The organism is Amycolatopsis sp. lyj-23 (assembly GCF_046549135.1).
Taxonomy (GTDB): Bacteria; Actinomycetota; Actinomycetes; order Mycobacteriales; family Pseudonocardiaceae; genus Amycolatopsis.
The window spans coordinates 232943-252866 of the sequence record NZ_JAJPWN010000011.1 but is presented as its reverse complement, the minus strand read 5'-3'; the positions used below and the strand labels follow the sequence as shown (position 1 = coordinate 252866).

At 73.2% G+C, this 19924-nt stretch carries 17 protein-coding genes and 1 pseudogene; 10 read left to right on the top strand and 8 right to left on the bottom strand.

Features of this window, described 5'->3' with window-relative positions; genetic code table 11:
* Window positions 1-57: 57 nt before the first annotated feature.
* Window positions 58-603, top strand: coding sequence for a DUF6328 family protein (locus ACLJPY_RS27970; protein WP_410592840.1), 546 nt, complete (start codon window positions 58-60; stop codon window positions 601-603).
* Here ACLJPY_RS27970 and ACLJPY_RS27965 read toward each other — a convergent pair.
* On the bottom strand, window positions 600-3401 hold the full coding sequence (locus tag ACLJPY_RS27965; protein WP_410592838.1) for a helix-turn-helix transcriptional regulator: 2802 nt from the start codon (window positions 3399-3401) through the stop codon (window positions 600-602). The two genes, ACLJPY_RS27970 and ACLJPY_RS27965, sit on opposite strands and share 4 nt — an antisense overlap.
* A 230-nt stretch (window positions 3402-3631) precedes the next feature.
* Here ACLJPY_RS27965 and ACLJPY_RS27960 point away from each other — a divergent pair, with 230 nt between their 5' ends.
* On the top strand, window positions 3632-3811 hold the full coding sequence (locus ACLJPY_RS27960) for a hypothetical protein (RefSeq protein WP_410592836.1): 180 nt from the start codon (window positions 3632-3634) through the stop codon (window positions 3809-3811).
* A gap of 73 nt (window positions 3812-3884) precedes the next feature.
* On the opposite strand, the gene ACLJPY_RS27955 is transcribed toward ACLJPY_RS27960, so the two are convergent.
* Together ACLJPY_RS27955 and ACLJPY_RS27950 are read right to left on the bottom strand one after the other, a co-directional pair.
* The gene (locus ACLJPY_RS27955; RefSeq protein WP_410592834.1) at window positions 3885-4097 is read right to left on the bottom strand and encodes a three-helix bundle dimerization domain-containing protein; all 213 of its coding nucleotides are present in this window, start codon (window positions 4095-4097) and stop codon (window positions 3885-3887) included.
* 83 nt (window positions 4098-4180) lie between these two features.
* Window positions 4181-4672, bottom strand: a complete 492-nt coding sequence (locus ACLJPY_RS27950; protein ID WP_410592832.1) for a MarR family winged helix-turn-helix transcriptional regulator — start codon at window positions 4670-4672, stop codon at window positions 4181-4183.
* Window positions 4673-4915: 243 nt separating this feature from the next.
* Between ACLJPY_RS27950 and ACLJPY_RS27945 the strand changes: the two genes are divergently transcribed.
* Both ACLJPY_RS27945 and ACLJPY_RS27940 read left to right on the top strand, forming a co-directional pair.
* Window positions 4916-5860, top strand: a complete 945-nt coding sequence (locus tag ACLJPY_RS27945; protein WP_410592830.1) for an NADP-dependent oxidoreductase — start codon at window positions 4916-4918, stop codon at window positions 5858-5860.
* 17 nt (window positions 5861-5877) lie between these two features.
* Window positions 5878-6816: an alpha/beta hydrolase gene (locus tag ACLJPY_RS27940; RefSeq protein WP_410592828.1), complete on the top strand. Its 939-nt coding sequence runs from the start codon at window positions 5878-5880 to the stop codon at window positions 6814-6816.
* 33 nt (window positions 6817-6849) lie between these two features.
* Here ACLJPY_RS27940 and ACLJPY_RS27935 read toward each other — a convergent pair whose 3' ends face one another.
* Window positions 6850-8916: an ATP-binding protein gene (locus ACLJPY_RS27935; protein WP_410592826.1), complete on the bottom strand. Its 2067-nt coding sequence runs from the start codon at window positions 8914-8916 to the stop codon at window positions 6850-6852.
* 187 nt (window positions 8917-9103) lie between these two features.
* Here ACLJPY_RS27935 and ACLJPY_RS27930 point away from each other — a divergent pair, with 187 nt between their 5' ends.
* Both ACLJPY_RS27930 and ACLJPY_RS27925 read left to right on the top strand, forming a co-directional pair.
* A complete protein-coding gene (locus ACLJPY_RS27930) occupies window positions 9104-9445 on the top strand; it encodes a hypothetical protein (protein WP_410592824.1) in 342 nt (113 codons plus the stop codon).
* 20 nt (window positions 9446-9465) lie between these two features.
* Entirely contained in the window at window positions 9466-9630 is a 165-nt protein-coding gene (locus ACLJPY_RS27925) for a hypothetical protein (protein WP_410592822.1), read from the top strand.
* 163 nt (window positions 9631-9793) lie between these two features.
* On the opposite strand, the gene ACLJPY_RS27920 is transcribed toward ACLJPY_RS27925, so the two are convergent.
* Window positions 9794-11029, bottom strand: coding sequence for an MFS transporter (locus ACLJPY_RS27920; RefSeq protein WP_410592820.1), 1236 nt, complete (start codon window positions 11027-11029; stop codon window positions 9794-9796).
* Between the two features lie 54 nt (window positions 11030-11083).
* Here ACLJPY_RS27920 and ACLJPY_RS27915 point away from each other — a divergent pair, with 54 nt between their 5' ends.
* Window positions 11084-11815, top strand: coding sequence for an AraC family transcriptional regulator (locus ACLJPY_RS27915; protein WP_410592818.1), 732 nt, complete (start codon window positions 11084-11086; stop codon window positions 11813-11815).
* A gap of 4 nt (window positions 11816-11819) precedes the next feature.
* Here the strand turns inward: ACLJPY_RS27915 and ACLJPY_RS27910 are convergent, their stop codons facing one another.
* Window positions 11820-12503: a class I SAM-dependent methyltransferase gene (locus ACLJPY_RS27910; RefSeq protein ID WP_410592816.1), complete on the bottom strand. Its 684-nt coding sequence runs from the start codon at window positions 12501-12503 to the stop codon at window positions 11820-11822.
* A 46-nt stretch (window positions 12504-12549) separates the two neighbouring features.
* Between ACLJPY_RS27910 and ACLJPY_RS27905 the strand changes: the two genes are divergently transcribed.
* Together ACLJPY_RS27905 and ACLJPY_RS27900 are read left to right on the top strand one after the other, a co-directional pair.
* The gene (locus tag ACLJPY_RS27905) at window positions 12550-12969 is read left to right on the top strand and encodes a MarR family winged helix-turn-helix transcriptional regulator (RefSeq protein WP_410592814.1); all 420 of its coding nucleotides are present in this window, start codon (window positions 12550-12552) and stop codon (window positions 12967-12969) included.
* A gap of 86 nt (window positions 12970-13055) precedes the next feature.
* Window positions 13056-14390 (top strand): annotated as a pseudogene (locus tag ACLJPY_RS27900) (S8 family serine peptidase); the annotation flags it as partial.
* Between the two features lie 2367 nt (window positions 14391-16757).
* On the opposite strand, the gene ACLJPY_RS27895 reads toward ACLJPY_RS27900, so the two are convergent.
* The gene (locus tag ACLJPY_RS27895; protein WP_410593072.1) at window positions 16758-17369 is read right to left on the bottom strand and encodes a helix-turn-helix transcriptional regulator; all 612 of its coding nucleotides are present in this window, start codon (window positions 17367-17369) and stop codon (window positions 16758-16760) included.
* Between the two features lie 540 nt (window positions 17370-17909).
* On the bottom strand, window positions 17910-18677 hold the full coding sequence (locus tag ACLJPY_RS27890; protein ID WP_410592812.1) for a TetR/AcrR family transcriptional regulator: 768 nt from the start codon (window positions 18675-18677) through the stop codon (window positions 17910-17912).
* 77 nt (window positions 18678-18754) lie between these two features.
* On the opposite strand from ACLJPY_RS27890, the gene ACLJPY_RS27885 reads away from it, so the two are divergent.
* Window positions 18755-19921, top strand: coding sequence for an FAD-dependent oxidoreductase (locus ACLJPY_RS27885; protein ID WP_410592810.1), 1167 nt, complete (start codon window positions 18755-18757; stop codon window positions 19919-19921).
* Window positions 19922-19924 lie beyond the last annotated feature (3 nt).

Genomic DNA, 19924 nt, shown 5'->3' with positions numbered 1-19924 from the left:
TCCCGGATACTTTGATCGACCGATGTCTTGCCCCGGCGGTCACGGGATGGTGGCCGCATGACGGTGAACGAGATCGACAAGAGCTTCGCGGACCGGCCTGCCGAGCCGCCGGACGCCCACGACCTGTGGAACTTCTCGGTGCGGCGTGAGACGCCGACCCAGCGGCTGGATCGCAACTACGCCGAGATACTGCAGGAAGTGCGGGTGGCGCAGACCGGGGTGCAGCTGCTGCTGGCCTTCCTGCTCACCGTCGCCTTCACCCCGCGCTTCGCAACGCTGACCGAGTTCGAGCGGCGCGTCTACGTGGCCGCGCTGGTGCTCGGGGCCGCGGCCACGGCGCTGCTGATCGCCCCCGCGGCGTTCCACCGGCTCGTCTACCAGCGGCGGCTCAAGCGCCAGCTGGTGCTCGCGTCCAGCCGGTTCGCGTTGTGCGGGCTGACCCTGCTGATGCTCTCCATCGGCTCCGCGTTGCTGCTGATCCTCAGCGTCACCCTCGGTCCGGCGACCGCCGCGTGGTTCACCGCCGGTGCGCTGGGCTGGTTCGCGCTGTGGTGGTTCGTCTTCCCGCTGTGGAGCCGGCTCCGCCACTCCCGAGAGCGCTAACCCGACGCCGGGTGGCGGGTCGCTTCGCGGGCGATGTCGATGCGCGAGTGCACGCCGAGCTTGGCCAGGATGTGCGAAACGTGGGTGGCGACCGTGCGCGGGGACAGGAACAGCCGCGTCGCGATCTGCGGGTTCGACAGGCCCTCCACCACCAGACCGGCGATCTTCCTTTCCGTCGGCGTGAGGCTTTCCCAGCCGTGCGTGGCCTGGCGGTGTTTCACCGTCGGGCCGCGCCGGATGCCGAACGTGCGGAACCGGGCGCGCAGCCGCGCCACGTCCCAGTGCGCGCCCAACGTGCCGTACAGGTCCAGCGCGCGGGTGAACGCGGCCCTCGCCGACACGCGGTCGCCGGCTTCGGCGAACGCGATCGCGGCGGCCGACAGTGCCTCGGCGCGGGGGAGGGGGCGTCCCGCGTCGCGGTAACCGTCGGCCGCGGCCAGCAGCGTTGCCGCGTCCCGCTCGGTCAGTCCCCGGCAGTAGCGGCCCAGTGCCTCGCGGTGCGGGACTCGCGCGCCGGCGGTGAGCGCGCGGATCCTGGCGCCGATCTCGGCCGCGGTGGCGGCGTCGCCGAGCTCCTCGGCCAGCCGGAGGCCGTCGCCGAGCAGTCCCTCGCCTTCGTCTTCCCCCGCGAGCGCGGCGGTCAACGTGGCCAGCGCTCGCTCCGGCTCGCCGGCCTGCTCGAAGGCGAGGCTGCGCGCGAGGGCCAGTGATTCGACGACCCGGCCGCCGATCCGGTCCGCGAACGGGGCCGCCGCGGCCAGGTGCCGGTGGGCCGCCGCCGGGTCGCCGCGGTGGAAGCCGATGATCGCGGCCACGCCGTGGTCGCAGCACGCCACGCTCGGATCCTTCAGCTCGTCCGGCACGACGTCCACCTCGGCCACGGCGTCGTCCCACCGGCCGCTGCCCAGCAGCAGCTGGCCGAGCGCGCTCTGCGCCTGGGTCAGCCGCACCACGCTGCCGGCCCGGTCCGCCCGTTCGCGGGCCCGCTCGGCCGCCGCGAGCGCTTCGGGGTAACGGTCTAGCGCCCCGAACGTGACGGCCTGGTTGATCCGCACCAGCAGGCCGAGGTCGGTGAGCGCGGGGTCGTCCGATGCGGTGGCCATCGCGCGTTCGAACAGCGGCAGCGCTTCGGCCCACTCGCCGCGCATCATCGCCGCCAGGCTCAGCACGTGCCGGGCCCACCCGGCCGCCCAGGCGTCGTCGTCCGCTTCGGCCAGCGCCGCCGTGGCGACCCGCGCCGCGGTGTCGACCTCGCCCAGGTCGCGGTGGGTCCGCGCGGTGAGCACGAGCAGCCGGGCGCGGTGCCGGGCGGGCAGGTCCGGCGCGGCCGCGGCCTGCTTCAGCGCGCTGAGGGACTCGGCGGAGCGGCCGGTCATCGCCCGGCACTGCGTCACGGTCGTGTGCAGGTCGACGCGCAGGTCCGGATCGGTGGCCCGCCGCAGTGCGCGCACGGCGACCCGCTCGGCCTCGGCGAAGTCGCCCACCCGGTAGAGCGCGTCGGCCAGGCGGCAGCTCAGCGCGTTCGCCGCCGCCTCGCTGTCCCGGACGGCGCGGCGCAGCAGCCGGACCGCGACCTCGGGTGCCTGGCCGATCAGCGCGGTGGCGGCGCCGAGCAGCCAGTCCACGACCCAGCGGGGCACCGGTTCGCCGGTGTCGCCGTCGGACACCGTGGGCAGCAGCTGCCGGGCGACCCGCTCGACCGGGGCACCGGCGTCGGCGAGCGAGCGCGCGGCGGCCCGGTGCCAGACGACCCGGACCCCGGCGGGCAGCTCGTCGTACAGGGCCTGGCGGATCAACGGGTGCCGGAACGCCAGGTCGTCACCGGCCGCCACCAGCACGCCGGCCGCACGTGCTTCGTCGAGCGCGGCCAGCAGGACCGGCAGCTCGGCCTCGGCCACGACCGTCAGGTCCGCGACCGAGAACCCGACGCCGAGCAGCGCGGCCGCCCGCAGCACGCTCCGCGTCCGCTCGGAAAGGAAGCCGAGCCGGTCGGCGATCGCTTCGGGCAGCGAATCGGGGGTGGGCCCGCCGGTCAGCTCCGCGATCCCCGCGTCGTCGACGGCGAGGCACGCGCTCCGGGCCAGCGCGTCGAGCAACTCGGTGAGGTACAAGGGGTTTCCCGCGGCGCCGACGGCCAGCTCCTCCAGCCGGCCGCCCGGCTTGCCGCCGGCCAGCTCCGCCACCAGCTCGAGTGCCGCCGCCTCGGTGAGCCGGCCGACCCGCAGCCGTTCGGCGGGCTCGACGAGCCGGCGCAGCGCACGCAGGTCGTCGCGGCGCGGCACCGGGCGCAGGACGCCGATCAGGAGCAGCGGCAGCTGCCGGACCGAGCGGGCGAGCCTGCCCCACACCGCCACGGTCGCGCGGTCGGCCCACTGCAGCTCATCGACGACGAGCACCACCGGGCCGGCCTGGCCCAGCTCCTCCACCAGCGCCAGCAGCTGCTCGGTCGCCGCCGCGGCGAGATCCGTGCCCCGCGCGGTGTCGCCGCGCAGGAGCGCGGCGATCGCTCCCCGGCGGGGATCCGGCGCGGGGCCAGTGATCCGCAGCGCGTCCAGCAGGGGGAGCAGCGGCAGCGCCTGCCCCAGTTCGTCGCCCGCGCCGCGGAAGACCCGGCAGCCGGACCGGGTGGCGATCGCGCAGGCCGCCCGGACGAGTGCGGACTTGCCGATGCCCGGCTCGCCGTCCACCAGGACCGCCCGCCCGCGACCGGCGGCCACGTCGTGCACCCAGCCGGCCAGCCGGGACAGCTCACCGTCCCGGCCGATCAGGAGGCCAGCACCGTCCGTGAGCGGTTGCACACGTTCGATAATAGAAGGCGAACAGCGGCTGAACAAGACGTGTACGCGGCGTGCTCCGGCCATCCGCTGTTCCGGTCCGGGAAACAGCGGGTTCGGCCATTGTTCGGAAGGCGATATGGCCGCCTCGTGTTGGCGGATCATTAACCATTTGTTGTCCGCCGGTTGTGGCGGCTCTGGGAACGTCCGACTGCCCGAAAGCCAGTTCCGCCCGATTGCCCACCGGAGGAATGATGTCGGTTCGCCGAGCGGTCGCGACGGTCGCGTTGACCCTCTTCGCGGCTGGTTTCCTGAGCACTTCCGCCACCTTCGCCGTCACGGCGGCGGGCGCGGCACCGACGGCGGTCATCGCCGGCACCCCCGCGGAAATGGGGTACAACGGCGTGTCGCCCGACGAAATGGGCTACAACTAAGGGTCCGTCGACTCTGCGGCCGCGACCGGAAGCGCATTCCGGTCGCGGCCGTTGTCGATTTTCCGGACCTTTCTCAAGGGGTGGTCAGCGCGGCCCGGACCGCGCGTTCGACCAGGATCGGCACGAACGCGTGGATGCGGGCGCCGGCGAACCGGGCGCGTTCGCGGTCCACCATCGCGTGCAGCCGCGTGCGGGCCACGTTCGCGTAGTCCCGGCCCAAGCGGTCTTCGAGCTGGGCGAGATGGGTGTCGAGCTGCTCGGAGGCCATCGTGTCCAACGTGCTCATCGCGCACCTTCCGGTCGGCGGTCGTGCGGACTACATGCCCCCATGAGACGGCCGGGAAGTGAACCCGAGGTGAACAACAAGAATCAGGCGTCGCCCTTGCGACGGCGGGGCGCGGCCGAGCGGGGCGGGGTCGCGCGCATGTGGTCGCGGACCGGGGCGAGCAGCGCGGCGAGGTGCGCCACGTCGGCCCGCGAAAGCGGCTCGAACAGCAGGCCGCTGACCACCTCGACGTGGCCGGGGAGCACCTTCGCCAGCAGCGCGCGGCCGGCGTCGGTGATGGTGACCGTGATGCTCCGCTCGTCGTCCGGGGAGGGTGCGCGGACGACCAGTCCCGCCTTCTCCAGCAGGCCCGCCTGGTAGGTCAGGCCGCTGCGGCTGTAGACGACGCCGTCGGCGAGGTCGGTCATGCGGTGGCTGCCCGTCGGGGCGTCGCCGAGCCGAGCCAGCAGCTGGAACTGCACGTAGCTGAGGTCGCCGGCTTCGCGCAGCTGCTGCTCGACCGCGTGCCGCAGCAGGCTGGTCACTTCGATGAGGTCGAAGTAGGCGCCGAGCTGCACCGGGTCCAGGGACGACATCACCCGAGTCTACTGCTTCGAATTCGAAGGGTGCGGTCCGGTGGGCACCGGTGAGCCCGGGTGGGCAGCGCCGGACGTGGCGATCCGGACGTGGCTTGACCCAGGGTCGAACCACGGGCACCTCCCGCGTGCCCGGTGGTGCTTCGCCGCCGTGTCCCACGTCACTTGCTTCGAATTCGAAGCACGGGTAGCGTAGCCCGCAGTTGCTTCGAACTCGAAGCAAGTGGCTCGAAGGAGATTCCGATGAAGGCAGTGCGTTTCCACGAATACGGCGACCCCGCTGTCCTGCGTTACGAAGACGTGGAACTCCCGGCGCCGGGCGCCGGCCAGGTCCGGATCCGCGTGGCCGGGACGTCGTTCAACTCGGTCGACGGCAACATCCGCGGCGGCTTCATGCAGGGACCGATCCCGGTGCAGCTGCCGCACACCCCCGGCCTGGACGTCGCCGGCACGGTCGACGCACTCGGCGAAGGGGTGGATGGCCTCGCGGTCGGCGACCCGGTCGTCGGCTTCCTGCCGATGGACAAGCCCGGCGCCGCCGCGGAGTACGTCCTGGCCCCGGCCGAGGTCCTCGCGGCGGCGCCGAAGAGCGTCCCGCTCGCCGACGCCGCGGCGCTGCCGCTGGTGGGCCTGACCGCGTACCAGGCCCTCTTCGACCACGGCCACCTGACCGCCGGGCAGCGCGTGCTCATCAACGGGGCCGGCGGCGCGGTCGGCGGTTATGCGGTGCAGCTGGCCGGGAACGCCGGCGCGCACGTCATCGCCACCGCCAGCCCCCGCAGCGCCGCGGCGGTCGGGGAAGCCGGCGCCGACGAGGTCGTCGACCACACCGCCGGCCGCGTCACCGACGCGGTCACCGAGCCGGTCGACGTCGTCCTGAACCTCGCCCCGGTCGCCCCCGAGCAGCTGGCCGCGCTGGTCACGCTGGTCCGCCCCGGCGGCGTCCTGGTGAACACGACGGTGTGGATGCCCGCGCCCAGCGACGAAGCACGCGATGTCCGCGGCATCGACCTGTTCGTCCGCGGCGACGGCGAGCAGCTGGCGAAGCTGGTCGCGCAGGTCGACTCCGGCGAGCTGCACGTCGACGTCGCCGAGCGGGTGCCGCTGGCCGAACTCGCGGCGCTGCACACGCGCGCCGCCGAAGGCGCGGTGCACGGCAAGGTCGTCGTCGTCCCGTCCGCCGCCTGAACCCGGAAGGACCCACCATGACACTCAGCCTGGACCCCGAAATCGCCGCGGCGCTCGCCCCGATGGCCGGCGCCCCGCGGCCGGCGGCCGGGGACGTCGCGGCGCAGCGCGCGTTCTGGGAGCCGGTCATCGGCGCGGCGGGAACGGCCCAGCCGATCCCGTCCGACGTCAAGACGACGGACTACGCCGCGACGGCCGTCGACGGCGAGCCGATCGCGATGCGCTGGTACGCCAAGGAAGGCGCCACGCCGGGCCCGGCGGTGGTGTTCTTCCACGGCGGCGGCTACATCTTCGGCCACATCGACCTGTTCGACGGCCCGGTCGCCCGCTACGTCTCGGCCGGCGGCGTCCCGATGCTCTCGGTCGAATACCGCCGCGCGCCCGAGCACCCCTTCCCGACTCCGCTGGAAGACGCCTATACGGCGCTGCTCTGGCTGCACGACCACGCCGGAGAGCTCGGCGTGGACCCCGCCCGCATCGGCGTCATGGGCGACAGCGCGGGCGGCGGCTTGGCCGCGGCGGTCTCGATCCTCGCGCGCGACCGCGGCGGCCCGGCGATCGCCCGCCAGATCCTCGTCATGCCGATGCTCGACGACCGCACCCCCGCACCCGACGAGCACATCGCGCCGTACCTGCTGTGGTCCTACGACGACAGCCGCACCGCGTGGCCCGCGCTCCTCGGCGACGCCGCGGGCGGACCCGATGTCCCGGCCACCGCGGCCCCGGCCCGGCTCGAGGACGCGGCCGGCCTGCCCGCGGCGTACATCGAGGTGGGCCAGCTCGACCTGTTCCGGGACGAGGACATCGCCTACGCCACCAAGCTCGGCCGGGCCGGGGTACCGGTGGAGTTCCACCTGCACCCCGGTGTCCCGCACGAATTCGACTCGATCGCGTTCGACGCGGACGTCTCGCGACGCGCCGTCGCCGACCGCGTCCGGGTGCTCAAGTCGCTCTGAAGCGTTCCCGGCTTCCGCGCTGATGAGCAGCGGCTACGCCTGGCTCGACGAGGCCCGCGACATCGCCTCCGGTTCGCCGCGGTCCGGACCTGTGCCGGCGCGCGGGGTGGCCGGTTGCCGCAGGAGCTGCGCGGTCAGGCGTTCGCGGGCCAGGGCGAGGTGGCGCCGGTAGGTGCCGTAGGGCACGCCGAGCCGCCGCGCCGCGGCTTTGTGGGTGCGGAAGGCCGTGAGGTAGGTGGTGGTCAGCGCTTCGCGGGCTTTGACGCCGGCGGGGTCGACCGGGAGCGCGTCGAGGGCCGCCGTGATGGCGGCCCGCAGCTGCGCGACCGGGTCGGCGGAACCCGGCGGGACGAGGTGGGAGTGCAGCAGGACGCTGGTCGCGAATTCGCGGGGACTGTGCCAGGTGCGCAGCGCTTCGAGCACGGCTTCCCCGAAGGCGGCGGACGGCGGTTCGGCGGCGGGGCTCCCGGCGGACCAGGTCGGCACCGGGGCAGCGGTGGTGCGGGCGCGGTGGCGCACCCAGTCCTCCACGCTCTGCCGCCGCCAGTCGCGGCCGAAGACGTGCTGCGGCCGCCCGCCGACGGTCACGGTCGCGACCTCGGGCAGCCCGGCCTCGGCCAGGTACCGGCCCCACCGCCGGCCGTCTTCGAAGACGCTGAAGGTCACCGCGCGGCCGTGCACCCGCATTTCCTCGCCGATGGTCCGCCGGCTGATCAGCTCCATCAGCGGCGAGGGGCGCTGGAAGCCGCCCGGTTGCACCGCGAAGCGGCGGATGCCCAGGTGCTCACCCGGCCGCAGCGGCGCGACGGAGTTCACGAAGTCCCAGACGGCCGCGATCACCGGGTCCGCCGCCGTGTCGCCGGGCAGCGGCCGGTCCAGGCGGAGCATGGCCATGAACCCTGCAGGCGCGGGGGAGCCCGGGTAGCGGTAGACGCGGAAGGCGTCCGGCTGGCGGTCCAGCCAGTGCGCGGCCGCGGCGGCCGACGCGGGCCCTTCGGTGGCCTCGGCCAACCGCAGGAGACCGGGCACGTCGTCGGGCCGCAGCGCTTCGTCTTCGACGTGCGGGTGCTCGCGGAAGTTGTAGAGGTCGTCCGTGCCGCCCCGGTCGCGGAAGAGGAACATCCATTCCGCGACCCGCTGGAGCGCGTCGGCTTCGGTGGCGGCGCGGACGGCCTCCAGGCCGGCGAGGGAGACGCGGGCGCGGATGTCGTCGTGGCGCTGGAGGTCGCGCCAGCGCAGATCGGCCGCGAGGGTCGCGCGGACGGCGTCGTGCGGGTGCAGCCCTTCGGCAGTGGTCTCGATGTAGGGCAGCTGACGCAGCCAGGAGAACACTTCGGCGGTGTCCTCGTCGCCGAGCACGGACCGCAGCAGGGGTTCGCGGGTGACGTAGGCCTGGGCGACGACCTCGAGGGCCCGTTGGTGCACGGCGCCGGGCAGGTCGCCGACCAGCCGTTCGACCAGCGTGGTGAGAACGTCGCCGGTCGGCGCCCAGTGCGCGTCCGGCGTGGGTGCGGAGGCGGCCAGGGAGAGGGCGAGCGGGCTGCCGCCGGCGAAGGCGACGAAGGTGCCGCGCTGCCCGGCGGGGACACCGCGGGCGGCGAGCAGCGCGTCGGATTCGGCCGGGTCGAGGGGTTTTAGCGCCAGTGCGGTGAACAGCTGCGCCCACCCGGGATCCAGCGACCACTCGACGTCGGGCGCGACGCGGCCGGCCAGCACCACGGTGACATCGTCGGCCAGCCGCAGCAGGAAGGTCTCGCGCAGCCACGTCTCGAGCCGCCGGCACCGTTCGAAGGTGTCGATGAGCAGAACGGTCCCGGGCACGGCGCACGCCGGCGCGGCGGCTTCTTCGAGCCGTCGGGGGTCGGCGTCGAGGAACCGCGCGTCGATGCGCACGACCGGCCGGCTGGCGAGCTCGGCCTGACGGGCGGCGTACCGCACGAGCGAGGACTTGCCGATCCCGCCGGGACCGTGCAGGAAGGCCACGACCGGCGCATCGGCCGCACCGGCGATCATCCCGTCGAGAACGGCCCGCTCACGCCCCCGGCCGACCAGCGCTTCGGCCCGCGCCGCGGCCAGCCGTCCGGCCAGTCCGGTGCTCAATCCGCGCTCCTCTCGCCCGCTGCCGTCGATCATGGCCGAAACGGGCGGCTCGCCGCGAGTGCCGGGAACCGCTTGTGACGCAGAGTTCTGCGCGGGCGGCCGGGGGCCGGGGTGCCGTATGACGATTCCTCCGGCTGTGCTGCGAACTCGTCCGCGGCAAAGACAAGCCGGATGGGAGGCTGGCCGGATGACGGAGGCCGACGTCGTCAAGGCGTTCGTGGCATGGCTGGCGTGTGACGGGTGGTCGGTGCGAACTGAGGTGGACCAGGTCGACGTCGTCGCCGAACGTGACGGGATCACTCTGCTTGCGGAGGCGAAGGGGCACACGAGTTCACCAGGCTTGGACGTCGACACTGCCTACGGTCAGTTGCTCCGACGCATGCGCTTCGATGCCGTTGAGGTGCGCTACGCGCTCGTTGTTCCTGCCTCCGTGCGACGGGCAGCCCAGCGTGTGCAGCCGGAGGTCCGCGCAGCTCTTCGGATCGATTTGTACGTCGTCGCGGAGGACGGCACGGTCGAGATCGCCTGAGCGGCCAGCGGCGGATCGCCGTGGAACTGCTCCGCGGCCGACTCGCCACCGCCGCGGATCATCACCGCCATGACCCGGACATCGAAGTCGCGGAACTCGCCGCGCTGCTGACCTCGGGCCAGCAGGACCGCCAGGCTGCGGACGCCGGGCTCGCGGGACGCCTGGAGCGGGTACGGCGTCCTTGACGAACGGCCCGAGTGCCTGCAGCGCGCAGGCTTCCGCCGGGTGGTCGTGGCGGAACCGGACGTTGGTCTCCAGGTGGGCGCGCAGCTTGCCCGCCGTGGTGGTCTCGGCGGCGATCGCCGCCACGATGAGCCGCGCGGCTCCGGTGTACACCTCGGTCAGCCGTCAACGGCCAGGAGGCGTGTAGCGCCAGAAGGACCTCGCCAGGACGGCGCCGGCCAGGACGAGGACCGCGCACGCCAGTGCGGGCGCCGACCACGCGACGGCGAGGGGGAGGGCCGAGGCCATGATCCCGGCGCGCAGGTCGCCGAGGCGGGGACCGCCGGTGACGACGACGGTGTACACGCCCTGCAGCCGGCCGCGGAGCCCGTCGGGGACGGTGGTCTGCAGGATCGTCTGCCGGTACACCGCGCTGACGAGGTCGGCCGCGCCGGCGACGACGAGCAGCGTGACCGCCAGCCACAGGGCCGGGGCGAGCCCGGCCAGCGCGACGGCCGCGGCCCAGACGGCCACCGCCGCCGCGAGGGCGGCACCTTGCCGCCGCACCCGGCCGATCCAGCCGCTGGACAGCCCGGCGAGGACCGAGCCGAACGCGATCGAGGCGTACAGCAGGCCGACGCCGCCGTGCCAGCGCGTCTCGGCGGCTTGGGGGAACAGGGCGGTCGGCATGGCCAGCACCATCGCGGCGATGTCGACCAGGAAGGACACGAGCAGCACCTGGCGGCCGGCGAGGAAGCGCAGGCCGTCGAGGACCGAGCGCAGACCGGGACGGCCGAGGGGAGCCGACGGCGGCAGGGGCGGGAGCCGGAAGGTGGCGTAGAGCGCGGCGGTGAACAGGACGGCGTCGGCGCCGTAGGCGTAGCGGAACCCGTTCGGCAGGCCGAGCAGGGCGCCGGCGACGAGCGGGCCCAGCACCTGCCCGATCGTCGACGCGGTGTAGGTGAGCGAGTTGGCCGCGGGCACCAGGTCGCGGGGGACGAGGGCCGGGGTGATGGCGCCGCGGACGGCGGACGAGACGGCGAAGCCGCCGGACTGCACGGCGACCAGCGTGAGGATCAGCGGCACCGACCCGACCCCGGCGACGGCCTGGCAGAGCAACGCGAGGGTGACCGTCCAGGTGAGCGCCGAGGAGGCCAGGTACAGGCGCCGCCGGTCCACGGCGTCGGCGACCGCGCCGCCGTAGAGGCCGAACACCAGGATCGGGACGAGCCCGGCCAGTCCGGCGAGCCCGACGTCGAACGAGGAGTGCGAGAGGTCGTAGATCTGCACCGGCACGGCGACTTCGGTCACCACCGTCCCGACCACTGCGGCGCCTTGGCCCAGGAAAGTGCGGCGGAACACCGGGTTCTGCAACGGTCGCGTGTCCATCGCGACGCGGCGGAGGCGCGAAGTGGTCGTCATGCGTTCACGGTGGCAGCCACCGCCGGGGTGGCACTTCCGATAACCTGTCGATTCATGTCGGAAAACCGCCACGAGCACGCGGCCGGGCACGTCATCGAGCGGCACCGGCACGACGAGCACCAGCTGGTGTACGTCATCCGCGGTGTGCTGGCGGTCCAAACCGACCGCGGCGCGTGGGTCGCCTGCGCCGACCGGGCCGTGTGGATGCCCGCCGGCACCTGGCACGAGCACCGCGTCTACGGCGCCTCCGAGGTCCTCACCCTGATGTTCCCGAGCCGGGACGCGCCGCTGGACGGCACCGCGCCGACGGTGATCGCGGTGAGCCCGCTGCTGCGCGAACTGCTCATCGCCACCACCGAACCCGGCCTCGGTGCCCCCGAGGCCGCGCGCCTGCACGCGGTGCTGCGCGACCGCCTGCGCCGCGCCCACGACCAGCCGCTGACGCTGCCGGTCGCCCGCGATCCCCGGCTGGCCCACGCGTGCCGGCTGGTCACCGACGACCTCAGCCGGCCCCGCACGACGGCGTGGCTGGCCCGGCGCACCGGCACCAGCGAACGCACGCTGTCCCGGCTGTTCCGCGTCGAGTTCGGCACGACGTATCCGCAGTGGCGCACCACGACCCGCGTGTTCCACGCGATGATCGAGCTCGCGGAGGGCGCCAGCGTCACGCAGACCGCGCACCGCTGCGGCTGGGCCACGCCGAGCGCGTTCGTCGAAACCTTCACGCGCACGATGGGCCGGACACCCGGCAGCTACCGGGCCACGCAGCTCCCGGACGCTTCTTGATGCGTCACGAGTGTGCCGACAGCAGCCACGCGGGGGCGGACTTGCGGCCGGGGCCCTCGTCCCGGACATCGCTGCCCGCGAAGCCCGCGAAATCCGGGAAGCCGTCCGGGACGTTGGCGTGGATGCGGGCCGGCCGGATCTCGTCGATCTCCCAGTACGCGCCCACCACCTCCCGCAGTTCGTCCGCGGAGACCGGGTTGACCTTGTCCGAGGGCACGGTCGCGCTGTCGAACACCAGCACGAAGTAGGACGCGCCGGGCGCCGCGGCGCGCACGATCGATTCCTGGTAGCCCCGGCGCAGCCCGACCGGCATCGAGTGGAACAGCGTGCTGTCCACAATGGTCCCGAAGCGGCCGTCGTAGCCGGTGAACGTGCTGATGTCGGCGACGGCGAACTCGGCGCCGGTCAAGCCGAGCCGGGCGGCTTCCGCGCGGGCCAGCTCGACCGCGGTCGGCGACAGGTCCAGGCCGACCGTCGGGAAGCCGCGCTCGGCGAGGTGGATCGACGTCGCGCCCTCGCCGCAGCCGGCGTCGAGGACCTCGCCGTGGAACGCGCCCGCGTCGATGAGCGCGGCGACCTCGGGTTGCGGTTCGCCGAGGCTCCACGGCGGGCGGAAGCCGCGCCCCATCTCGGGGGCCTGACCACGGTAGGCGGATTCGAACAACGCGTCGCCGGGTGAACTCGTCATGCGTCCCAGAGTGTCAACCGGATTGATATATGTCAACATGGTTGACATGGAAGTCTTCCGGGACGAGCCACTCGGCTACCTGCTGCACCGGATCACCGCGGCCCTGCGCGCCGAGGTGGCCGCCACCGTGCTCGGGCCCTCGGGGCTGGCGGCGCCCGAGTACCTCTGCCTGCGGATGCTGGCGCGCTCGCCGAAGTCCAACGCCCAGCTGGCCCGCGAGGCCCAGGTGTCGCCGCAGGCGATGAACAAGGTCGTTCGCGAGCTGCAGGACCGCGGCCTGGTGACGCGGCCCGCGACGGTGTCGTCCGGGAGGTCGTTGCCCGCCACCTTGACGCGCGAGGGCGTGGCCACGCTCGCGCGCCTCGACCCCGAGGTGGCCGAGGCCGAGGACCGGGTGCTGGCCGGGCTCGACGACCACGACCGGCGCGAGCTCCGGCGGCTCCTCGTGGCGGCGTTCCCGCGGTAGCCCGCCGCTGACGGAGATGCGACGTGTCGTGATTCGGACGCGCCCGCCCTAGTGACGGATGACGGTGCCGGCGCGAGCCTGGTGCGATGCACTGGAGATCATCCGTTCTGGTCGTGGCCTGCATCGGCACCCTCGCCGCGGGCACCGCCTCAGTCGCGAACGCGGCGCCCGGCCCGCAGGCGGCCCCGTCACCCGCGGGCACCGAACGCCATTCGGTCACCCTGCTCACCGGGGACGTCGTCCAGGTCGAACGGCAGCCCGGCGGCAAGCAGGCCGCCACCGTCCAGCCCGCGCCGGGCCGGGAGAAGATCCGGTTCCACCAGCAGGAGGTCGACGGCCACCTCAGCGTCTTCCCCGAGGACGTCACCCCGCGGCTGGGCTCGAAGCAGGTCGACCGGTCCCTCTTCGACGTCACCGAGCTGATCGCCGAGGGGTACGCCGACGAGCAGTCGGCGACGCTCCCGCTGATCCTCACCTACCGCCAGGGCACCGACCTCCGGAAAGCCACCGCGAAGGCCGACCTCGGTGCGACGCTGAGCAGCGTCAACGGCCGTTCCGCCCGGGCGAGCAAGGCGAACGCCACCGCGTTCTGGGCCTCCTCGGCGAACATCGAGCGGATCTCCCTCGACCGCAAGGTCCGCGTCTCGCTCGATCGCAGCGTCCCGCAGATCGGCGCGCCCGAAGCGTGGGCGGCGGGCTACGACGGCACCGGCACCACGGTCGCCGTCCTCGACACGGGGTACGACCCCACCCACCCCGACCTGGCCGGGCGCGTGAGCGAGGCGGTCAACTTCACGACCAGTCCCGACACCACCGACCACTTCGGCCACGGCACGCACGTCGCCTCGACGATCGCGGGCTCCGGCGCCGCCTCGGGCGGGCGGCTCAAGGGCGCCGCGCCGGGCGCGAAACTGCTCGTCGGCAAGGTGCTCGACGACGACGGCTTCGGCTACGAGTCCTGGGTCCTCGCCGGGATGGAGTGGGCGGCGCACTCCGGCGCCAAGGCGGTCAACATGAGCCTCGGCGGCGGTCCCACCGACGGCACCGACCCGCTCAGCGTCGGTCTCCAGACGCTCAGCGAACAGACCGGCACGCTCTTCGTGGTGGCCGCCGGCAACGACGGCGACCAGGGTGCCTACACGGTCGGCTCGCCGGGCACCGCCGAAGCCGCGCTGACCGTCGGCGCCGTCGGCCGGGACGAGAAACTGGCGTCGTTCTCCAGCCGCGGCCCGCGGTTGGGCGACAACGCGGTCAAGCCCGACATCACCGCGCCCGGCGTCGGCATCGTCGCCGCCCGCGCCGCGGGGACCGCCATGGGCGACGTCGTCGACGACCACTACACCGCCGCTTCCGGCACCTCGATGGCCACCCCGCACGTCGCCGGCGCGGCGGCGATCCTCGCTCAGCAGCACCCCGATTGGACGGGCAGGCAGCTGAAGGACGCGCTGGCCAGCACGTCCCTGACCGCCACCGGGCTCTCGGTGTTCGAGCAGGGCGGCGGCCGGGTCGACGTGGCGCGCGCGGTGAAGCAGAAGGTCTTCGCCACCGGCACGCTCGACCTGGGCGCGGTCGCGGACGGCAAGGCGCCGGTGGCCAAGGTGGTCACCTACACCAACACCGGCAGCAGCCCGGTCTCGCTGAAACTCGCGCTCGACGCCAAGTCCCTCGCCGGCGTCCCCGCCGCGGACGGGATCCGGCTCGACAGGTCCACTGTGGACGTCCCGGCCGGTGGCCGGGCGACCGTCACGATCACCGGCGACCCGGCGAAACTGGCGCCGGGCACCTACAGCGGACGGCTCACGGCGACGGCCGACGGGGTGGTGGTGCACACCGCGCTCGGCGCGGACAAGACCGCGCCGAAGTACCAGGTCCGGCTCACCGCGCTCGACCTGCAGGGCAAGCCGGCCGTCGCGCCCTGGCTGCTGATGTACGGCGAGGACTACCGCTTCGACGTCAACAGCTGGCTGGCCGGCGACGGCCTGACGGTCGAGGTCGGCGCGGGCGTCTACTACCTGACCGCCGAGGTCGACGGGGGCGGGGACGGCCTCACCGCGTTCCAGGTCGTCCAGCCGGAGATCCGGGTCACCGGCGACACGACCGTCGTGCTGGACGCCCGCAAGGCGGTGAAGGTGGACATCCAGACCCCGCAACCGTCCGAACAGGCCGGGATCTGGAGCTACTACACCTACCGGGAACTCGGGCCGCGCAAGATCGCGAACTACGCCATGCAGTTCGACTACACCCGCGAACTCCGGGTCACCCCGACGCCGAAGGTGACCACCGGTGCCTTCGAGTTCGGCTCCCGCTGGGCGAGGATCGCGCCGCCGCTGACGGTGAACGTCCTGGGCGGCCGTGGCCCGCTCACGAACCGCTACCTCGCCGGGTCGCCCAGACTGGACGGCTGGAAGCTGCTGCAGGCCGTCTCCGCGGGGCACGGCAAACCGGCGGACTTCAAGAACGTGCGCGGGAAGGCCGCGATCGTCGACCCGGACCCGGCCGACTACAACCGTGACGACGTCGCCCGCGCCGCCGCGGACGCCGGGGCGGCGGTGGTCTTCATCGTCGTGCCGGACGGCTGGGGCGCGGCCTCGGTGCCATCGAACAGCGTGCCATCGAACAGCGTGCCGTCGATCAGCGCGGCGCCGTACCTGACGATCCCGACCGTCCAGCTCGACCGGGACGAGGGGCTCGCGCTGCTGGAGCGGATCAAGCGGTTCCCGGCTTTCCTGAGCCTGCACGGGGTCGCGGTCAGCCCGTACCTCTACGACGTCGTGCAGACCGAACGTGACCGGATCCCGGAGAAGCCCGTCCACCGGGTCACCGCGGCGAACACCGCGACCGTCACCACCCGCTACCGCCAGACCGGCAGCGGCGGTGAGGCCAAGGAACAGCGGTTCGCGTGGCGGCCGTGGCAGGACTTCGCCGTCAACGAGTACCAGCGGCGCGTGACGACGCCGTCGACCCGCCAGGAGTACGTCAGCTCCGGCGACACGCTGTGGCAGCACCGGGTCAAGCACGGGCTGATCTGGGACGAGATGTCCCCGCTCCAGGGCGGCATGACCGCGGCGCCGCGCACCTACACGGGCAAGGAGAATCTCACCGAGGACTGGTTCGCGCCGGTGGTCCGGCCCGCCATCCCGCGGGGCGTGCCGGGCCTGGACTCCACGCGCGAAGGCGACGACCTCCGGATCCGGATCCCGGAGTTCGTCGACAGCCAGACCGGGCACTACGGCTTCAACGAAGGCGACGACCAGGCCGGGCCGGCCGTCACGTCGGCGAAGCTGTTCCGCGACGGCAAGCTCGTGTCCGAACAGCCGTACGCGTTCGGCACGTTCCCCGCCGGCGCGGACCCGGCGACCTACCGGCTCGACCTGTCGATCCGGCGTGATTCGCCGGAGTGGCTGTTCGGCACCAGCACGCAGACTTCGTGGACGTTCCGCTCGGCCCGGTCGGCGTCCGCGACGCTGCTTCCGCTGCTGCAGCTGGATTACGCGGTCGACGCGGACGCCGGCAACCGGCTCCCGGCCGGGCGCAAGGCCCGGATCGGCCTGGCCGCCCGGTTCCAGGACGGGATGGCGTGCCGGACGTGCGGTCGGTGCGGGCCTGGGCGTCCTACGACGACGGCAAGACCTGGCGTGCCGTCGACGTCAAGCGCACCGGGAAGTCTTACGAGGCCACGATCGACCACCCGTCGCTCGGGGCCACGAACTCCTACGTCGCGTTGCGGGTGCAGGCCACCGACACCGCGGGCAACGCCGTCGACCAGACGGTGCTGCGGGCGTACGGGCTCAGCTAGGAACGGCGTCGTTCACGGGCTCCGGGCGCCTTCCGCCGCTTTGCGGCAGGAGGTGCCCGGGGCTCGGCTCGTCCAGCCAGCCGAGTGTGCTGGCCTGCCAGGCCAGCTGCATCCGGGTGCGGGCGTTGACCCGGCGCATGAGGTCCTGCAGGCGCCGCTGGACGGTCCGGTAGCTGACGTTGAGCTGGGTCGCGATCGACTTGTCGCTGACCCCGCCGATGAGCAGGGACAACAGCCGCCGCTCGTCGGGGTCGAGGTGGGCGGTGGGCGCGGTGTCGCCGATCCGCAGCGGCGACGCTCGTTCCCAGTAGACCTCGAACAACGCGACCAGCGCGGAGAGCAGGCTGCTTTCCCGGACGAGCGCGGCGGTGGGCTCGCCCGTGCTGTCGTGGGTGACCAGCGGGCACAGCGCCACCGAGCGGTCGGAGATGGCCAGCCGCACCGGAAGCTTCGCGATCGAGCGGGCGATCTCGCCGCCTTCGATGCCTTCCAGGACGTTGACGATCCGGCCGGGTTCTTCGAGCAGGCCGGTCTCGTAGATCACCCGGTACTGCACGCCGCGGGCCTGCGCCAGCGCCTCCTCGACGTTCTCCGACGCCGCCATCGCGACGTTGCCCTCCAGGCAGAACCAGAGGGACTCCTCGCGGGCGCTGCGCTGGATGGCGAGGGCCTGCCGCCGGATCGCGTCGGCCCCGGTGATGACCTGGACGAGCTGCGCGGAGTCACGCCGCCGCGCGCTGCCGCGGTACTCCTCGGCGAGCTGGGACACCGCGGCCCTGGCGGCCTCCAACTGCTCCTGGCCGTGCACGAGCAGCGGGCCGAGGGAGACGTCCGGTGGCGCGGACACGAACTGCCCGTCGGCGATGCTGACGAGCCCCTTCGCCAGCAGGACGTCCAGGATCGGCGCCACTTCGCCGGGGCTCAGCCCGGTCTTGCCCGCGATCTCGCCGGGCGCGGTCCGGTACCCGCCGACGATGACGCGGTAGACCCGTTCTTCCTCGGGAGTCATGCCCAGCGCTTCCAGCACACTGCCTCCTAGCCACGCGGCCCACGGGTCACCCTCGGCGTTGACGGCTCGCCGACAACGTACAACGCGGGCGCAAGCGGGCGAACGGGCCGTGATCTCCGGGCGGCCGGGAAGTGCTCACAAGGAGGTCGTGGTGCAGTGCGGCCCCGGTGGCGGCCGGAGCTGGGTGAGGTTGTCCAAGAACAACGCGAGGGTGAACTCGAACCGCTCGTGCCCGCTCCCGGAGGTCAGCTCGGCCGCATGGCGCCGGGTGTGCGGAAACGTGTCGGCAGGCAGCGCGGTGAACCGGCGAAGCAGCTCCTCGCGGCTGAGAACCCACTCCTGGTCGGGGTGCTTGCGCCGCTGCTGGACCAACGACTGCTCCAGCGCGTAGGCACTGACGTAGAGTGACATCGCATCCAGCACCCAGGCCGCGGTCTGCGGTGCCACCCCGCCGGCGAGCAGGATCGCGAAAAGCCCTTCGCGCACGCGCAGGGCGTCGAGGTTGGTGGGGACCATACCCAGCGCGGCACGGGACACCCCCGGGTACTTCAGGTACAGGTCGCGCAGCTGCGCGTACACGTCGAGGATCTGGTCTCGCCACGCGGCCGGGTCCGGTTCGGGCAGCACGATTCCGGCGCAGATCCGGCCGACGAGCAGGTCGTCGATGTCGTCCTTGTTGACGATGTGCGCGTACAGCGATGACGGTCCGGTGCCGAGGACCGCGGCGATCCGGCGGACGGTCAGGGCGTCGTAGCCTTCGGTGGCCACGACCTGCAGGGCCGCGTCGGTGATCCGGTCGACCGTGATGGGTTTCTTGGCGGGTGCGGACGCCGCGGGATCGCCGTCGGGTCGGGCGTGCCGCGCGGCGCGGCGGCGCTGGGGATCGGAAGCCACGGCGGTCATCCTAGCTTGACACGAACTAAGTTCGTCAAGTAGTACTTAGATCGTCTTAACGAACTTAGTTCGCTCCGGAGGTCGTGATGCGAGTTGCTGTTGCCGGAGCCGGTCTGGGAGGTCTCTGCCTGGCGCAGGGCCTGCGCCAAGCCGGCATCCAGGCCGAAGTCCACGAGCGGGACCCGGCGATCACCGCGCGGTTCCAGGGCTACCGGCTCGTGCTGAACCCGGTGGGGTTCGCGGCGTTGCGCGGGTGCCTGCCGCCGCGGTGGCACCCGCTGCTGGACGCGGTCGTCGGTGACGCCTACGGCGAACGCCTGGTCCTGGACCCGCGGCTGAACCGGATCGGCGAGCTCGGCCCCGCCACGACCGGGATCGTGGTCGACCGGCACGTGCTGCGGCACCTGCTGCTGACCGGCCTCACCGTGCACACCGGCGCCGCGCTGACCAGCTACGACGTCCTGGACGACGGCTCGGTCCGAGCGCGGTTCGCCGAGAGCGCGCCGGTCACCGCCGATCTGCTCGTCGGCGCGGACGGGGTCAACTCGGCGGTCCGCGCGGTGCTTTCGCCGCCGACTGTCCCGGCCGACACCGGCGTCCGGTTCGTCATCGGCCGTACTCCGCTGACCGAGCGCTTCGCCGGCCTGTCGCGGGCCTTCGGCTCGAAGATCGCCGGCGACGGGGTCAGCCTGCTGCTCGGTGCGATGCGGTTCCGCACGCCGCCGAAGGAGGCGGCCGAGCGGCTGGCACCCGAGGTGACCCTGCCGGACGTCCGCGACTACGTGCGCTGGGCCATGATCCTGCCGCCCGGCTCACCCGGCGTCCGCGATCCGCGGGAGGCCGCACTGTCCATGATGGCGGGCTGGCACCCGGACCTGCAGGCGCTGATCGAGCAGGGCGATCCGGACAACAGCGCGCTGCTGTCCATCCGGGTGGTCCAGCCCCGCGAACGGTGGGCATCCGGCCCGGTCACGCTGCTCGGCGACGCCATCCACGCCACCTCACCGACCGGCGGCAACGGCGCGAACACCGCCCTGCGCGACGCCGACCTGCTGCGCCGATGCCTGGTCGACGTCGCCGAGGGCCGCCGGTCCCTCCGGGACGCGGTCGGCGGCTACGAGCGGCAGATGTTCGAGTACGGCGCCGAAGCCGTCCAGCACAGTCTCGCCGCCCTGCCCGCTTTCGTCCCGGACTCGAAGCCGCCGCGGGCAGAACACGATCGCCAGGGGAGGCGGGGTGTCGCCGGCCGATGACAC

Excerpts from the sequence above, each read along its gene's own strand:
- ACLJPY_RS27970 (WP_410592840.1), top strand. The coding sequence starts at position 58 with ATGACGGTGAACGAGATCGACAAGAGCTTCGCGGACCGGCCTGCCGAG.
- ACLJPY_RS27960 (WP_410592836.1), top strand. The coding sequence starts at position 3,632 with ATGTCGGTTCGCCGAGCGGTCGCGACGGTCGCGTTGACCCTCTTCGCG.
- ACLJPY_RS27955 (WP_410592834.1), bottom strand. The coding sequence starts at position 4,097 with ATGAGCACGTTGGACACGATGGCCTCCGAGCAGCTCGACACCCATCTC.
- ACLJPY_RS27950 (WP_410592832.1), bottom strand. The coding sequence starts at position 4,672 with ATGTCGTCCCTGGACCCGGTGCAGCTCGGCGCCTACTTCGACCTCATC.
- ACLJPY_RS27945 (WP_410592830.1), top strand. The coding sequence starts at position 4,916 with ATGAAGGCAGTGCGTTTCCACGAATACGGCGACCCCGCTGTCCTGCGT.
- ACLJPY_RS27940 (WP_410592828.1), top strand. The coding sequence starts at position 5,878 with ATGACACTCAGCCTGGACCCCGAAATCGCCGCGGCGCTCGCCCCGATG.
- ACLJPY_RS27930 (WP_410592824.1), top strand. The coding sequence starts at position 9,104 with ATGACGGAGGCCGACGTCGTCAAGGCGTTCGTGGCATGGCTGGCGTGT.
- ACLJPY_RS27920 (WP_410592820.1), bottom strand. The coding sequence starts at position 11,029 with ATGACGACCACTTCGCGCCTCCGCCGCGTCGCGATGGACACGCGACCG.
- ACLJPY_RS27915 (WP_410592818.1), top strand. The coding sequence starts at position 11,084 with ATGTCGGAAAACCGCCACGAGCACGCGGCCGGGCACGTCATCGAGCGG.
- ACLJPY_RS27910 (WP_410592816.1), bottom strand. The coding sequence starts at position 12,503 with ATGACGAGTTCACCCGGCGACGCGTTGTTCGAATCCGCCTACCGTGGT.
- ACLJPY_RS27905 (WP_410592814.1), top strand. The coding sequence starts at position 12,550 with ATGGAAGTCTTCCGGGACGAGCCACTCGGCTACCTGCTGCACCGGATC.
- ACLJPY_RS27895 (WP_410593072.1), bottom strand. The coding sequence starts at position 17,369 with ATGGCGGCGTCGGAGAACGTCGAGGAGGCGCTGGCGCAGGCCCGCGGC.
- ACLJPY_RS27890 (WP_410592812.1), bottom strand. The coding sequence starts at position 18,677 with ATGACCGCCGTGGCTTCCGATCCCCAGCGCCGCCGCGCCGCGCGGCAC.
- ACLJPY_RS27885 (WP_410592810.1), top strand. The coding sequence starts at position 18,755 with ATGCGAGTTGCTGTTGCCGGAGCCGGTCTGGGAGGTCTCTGCCTGGCG.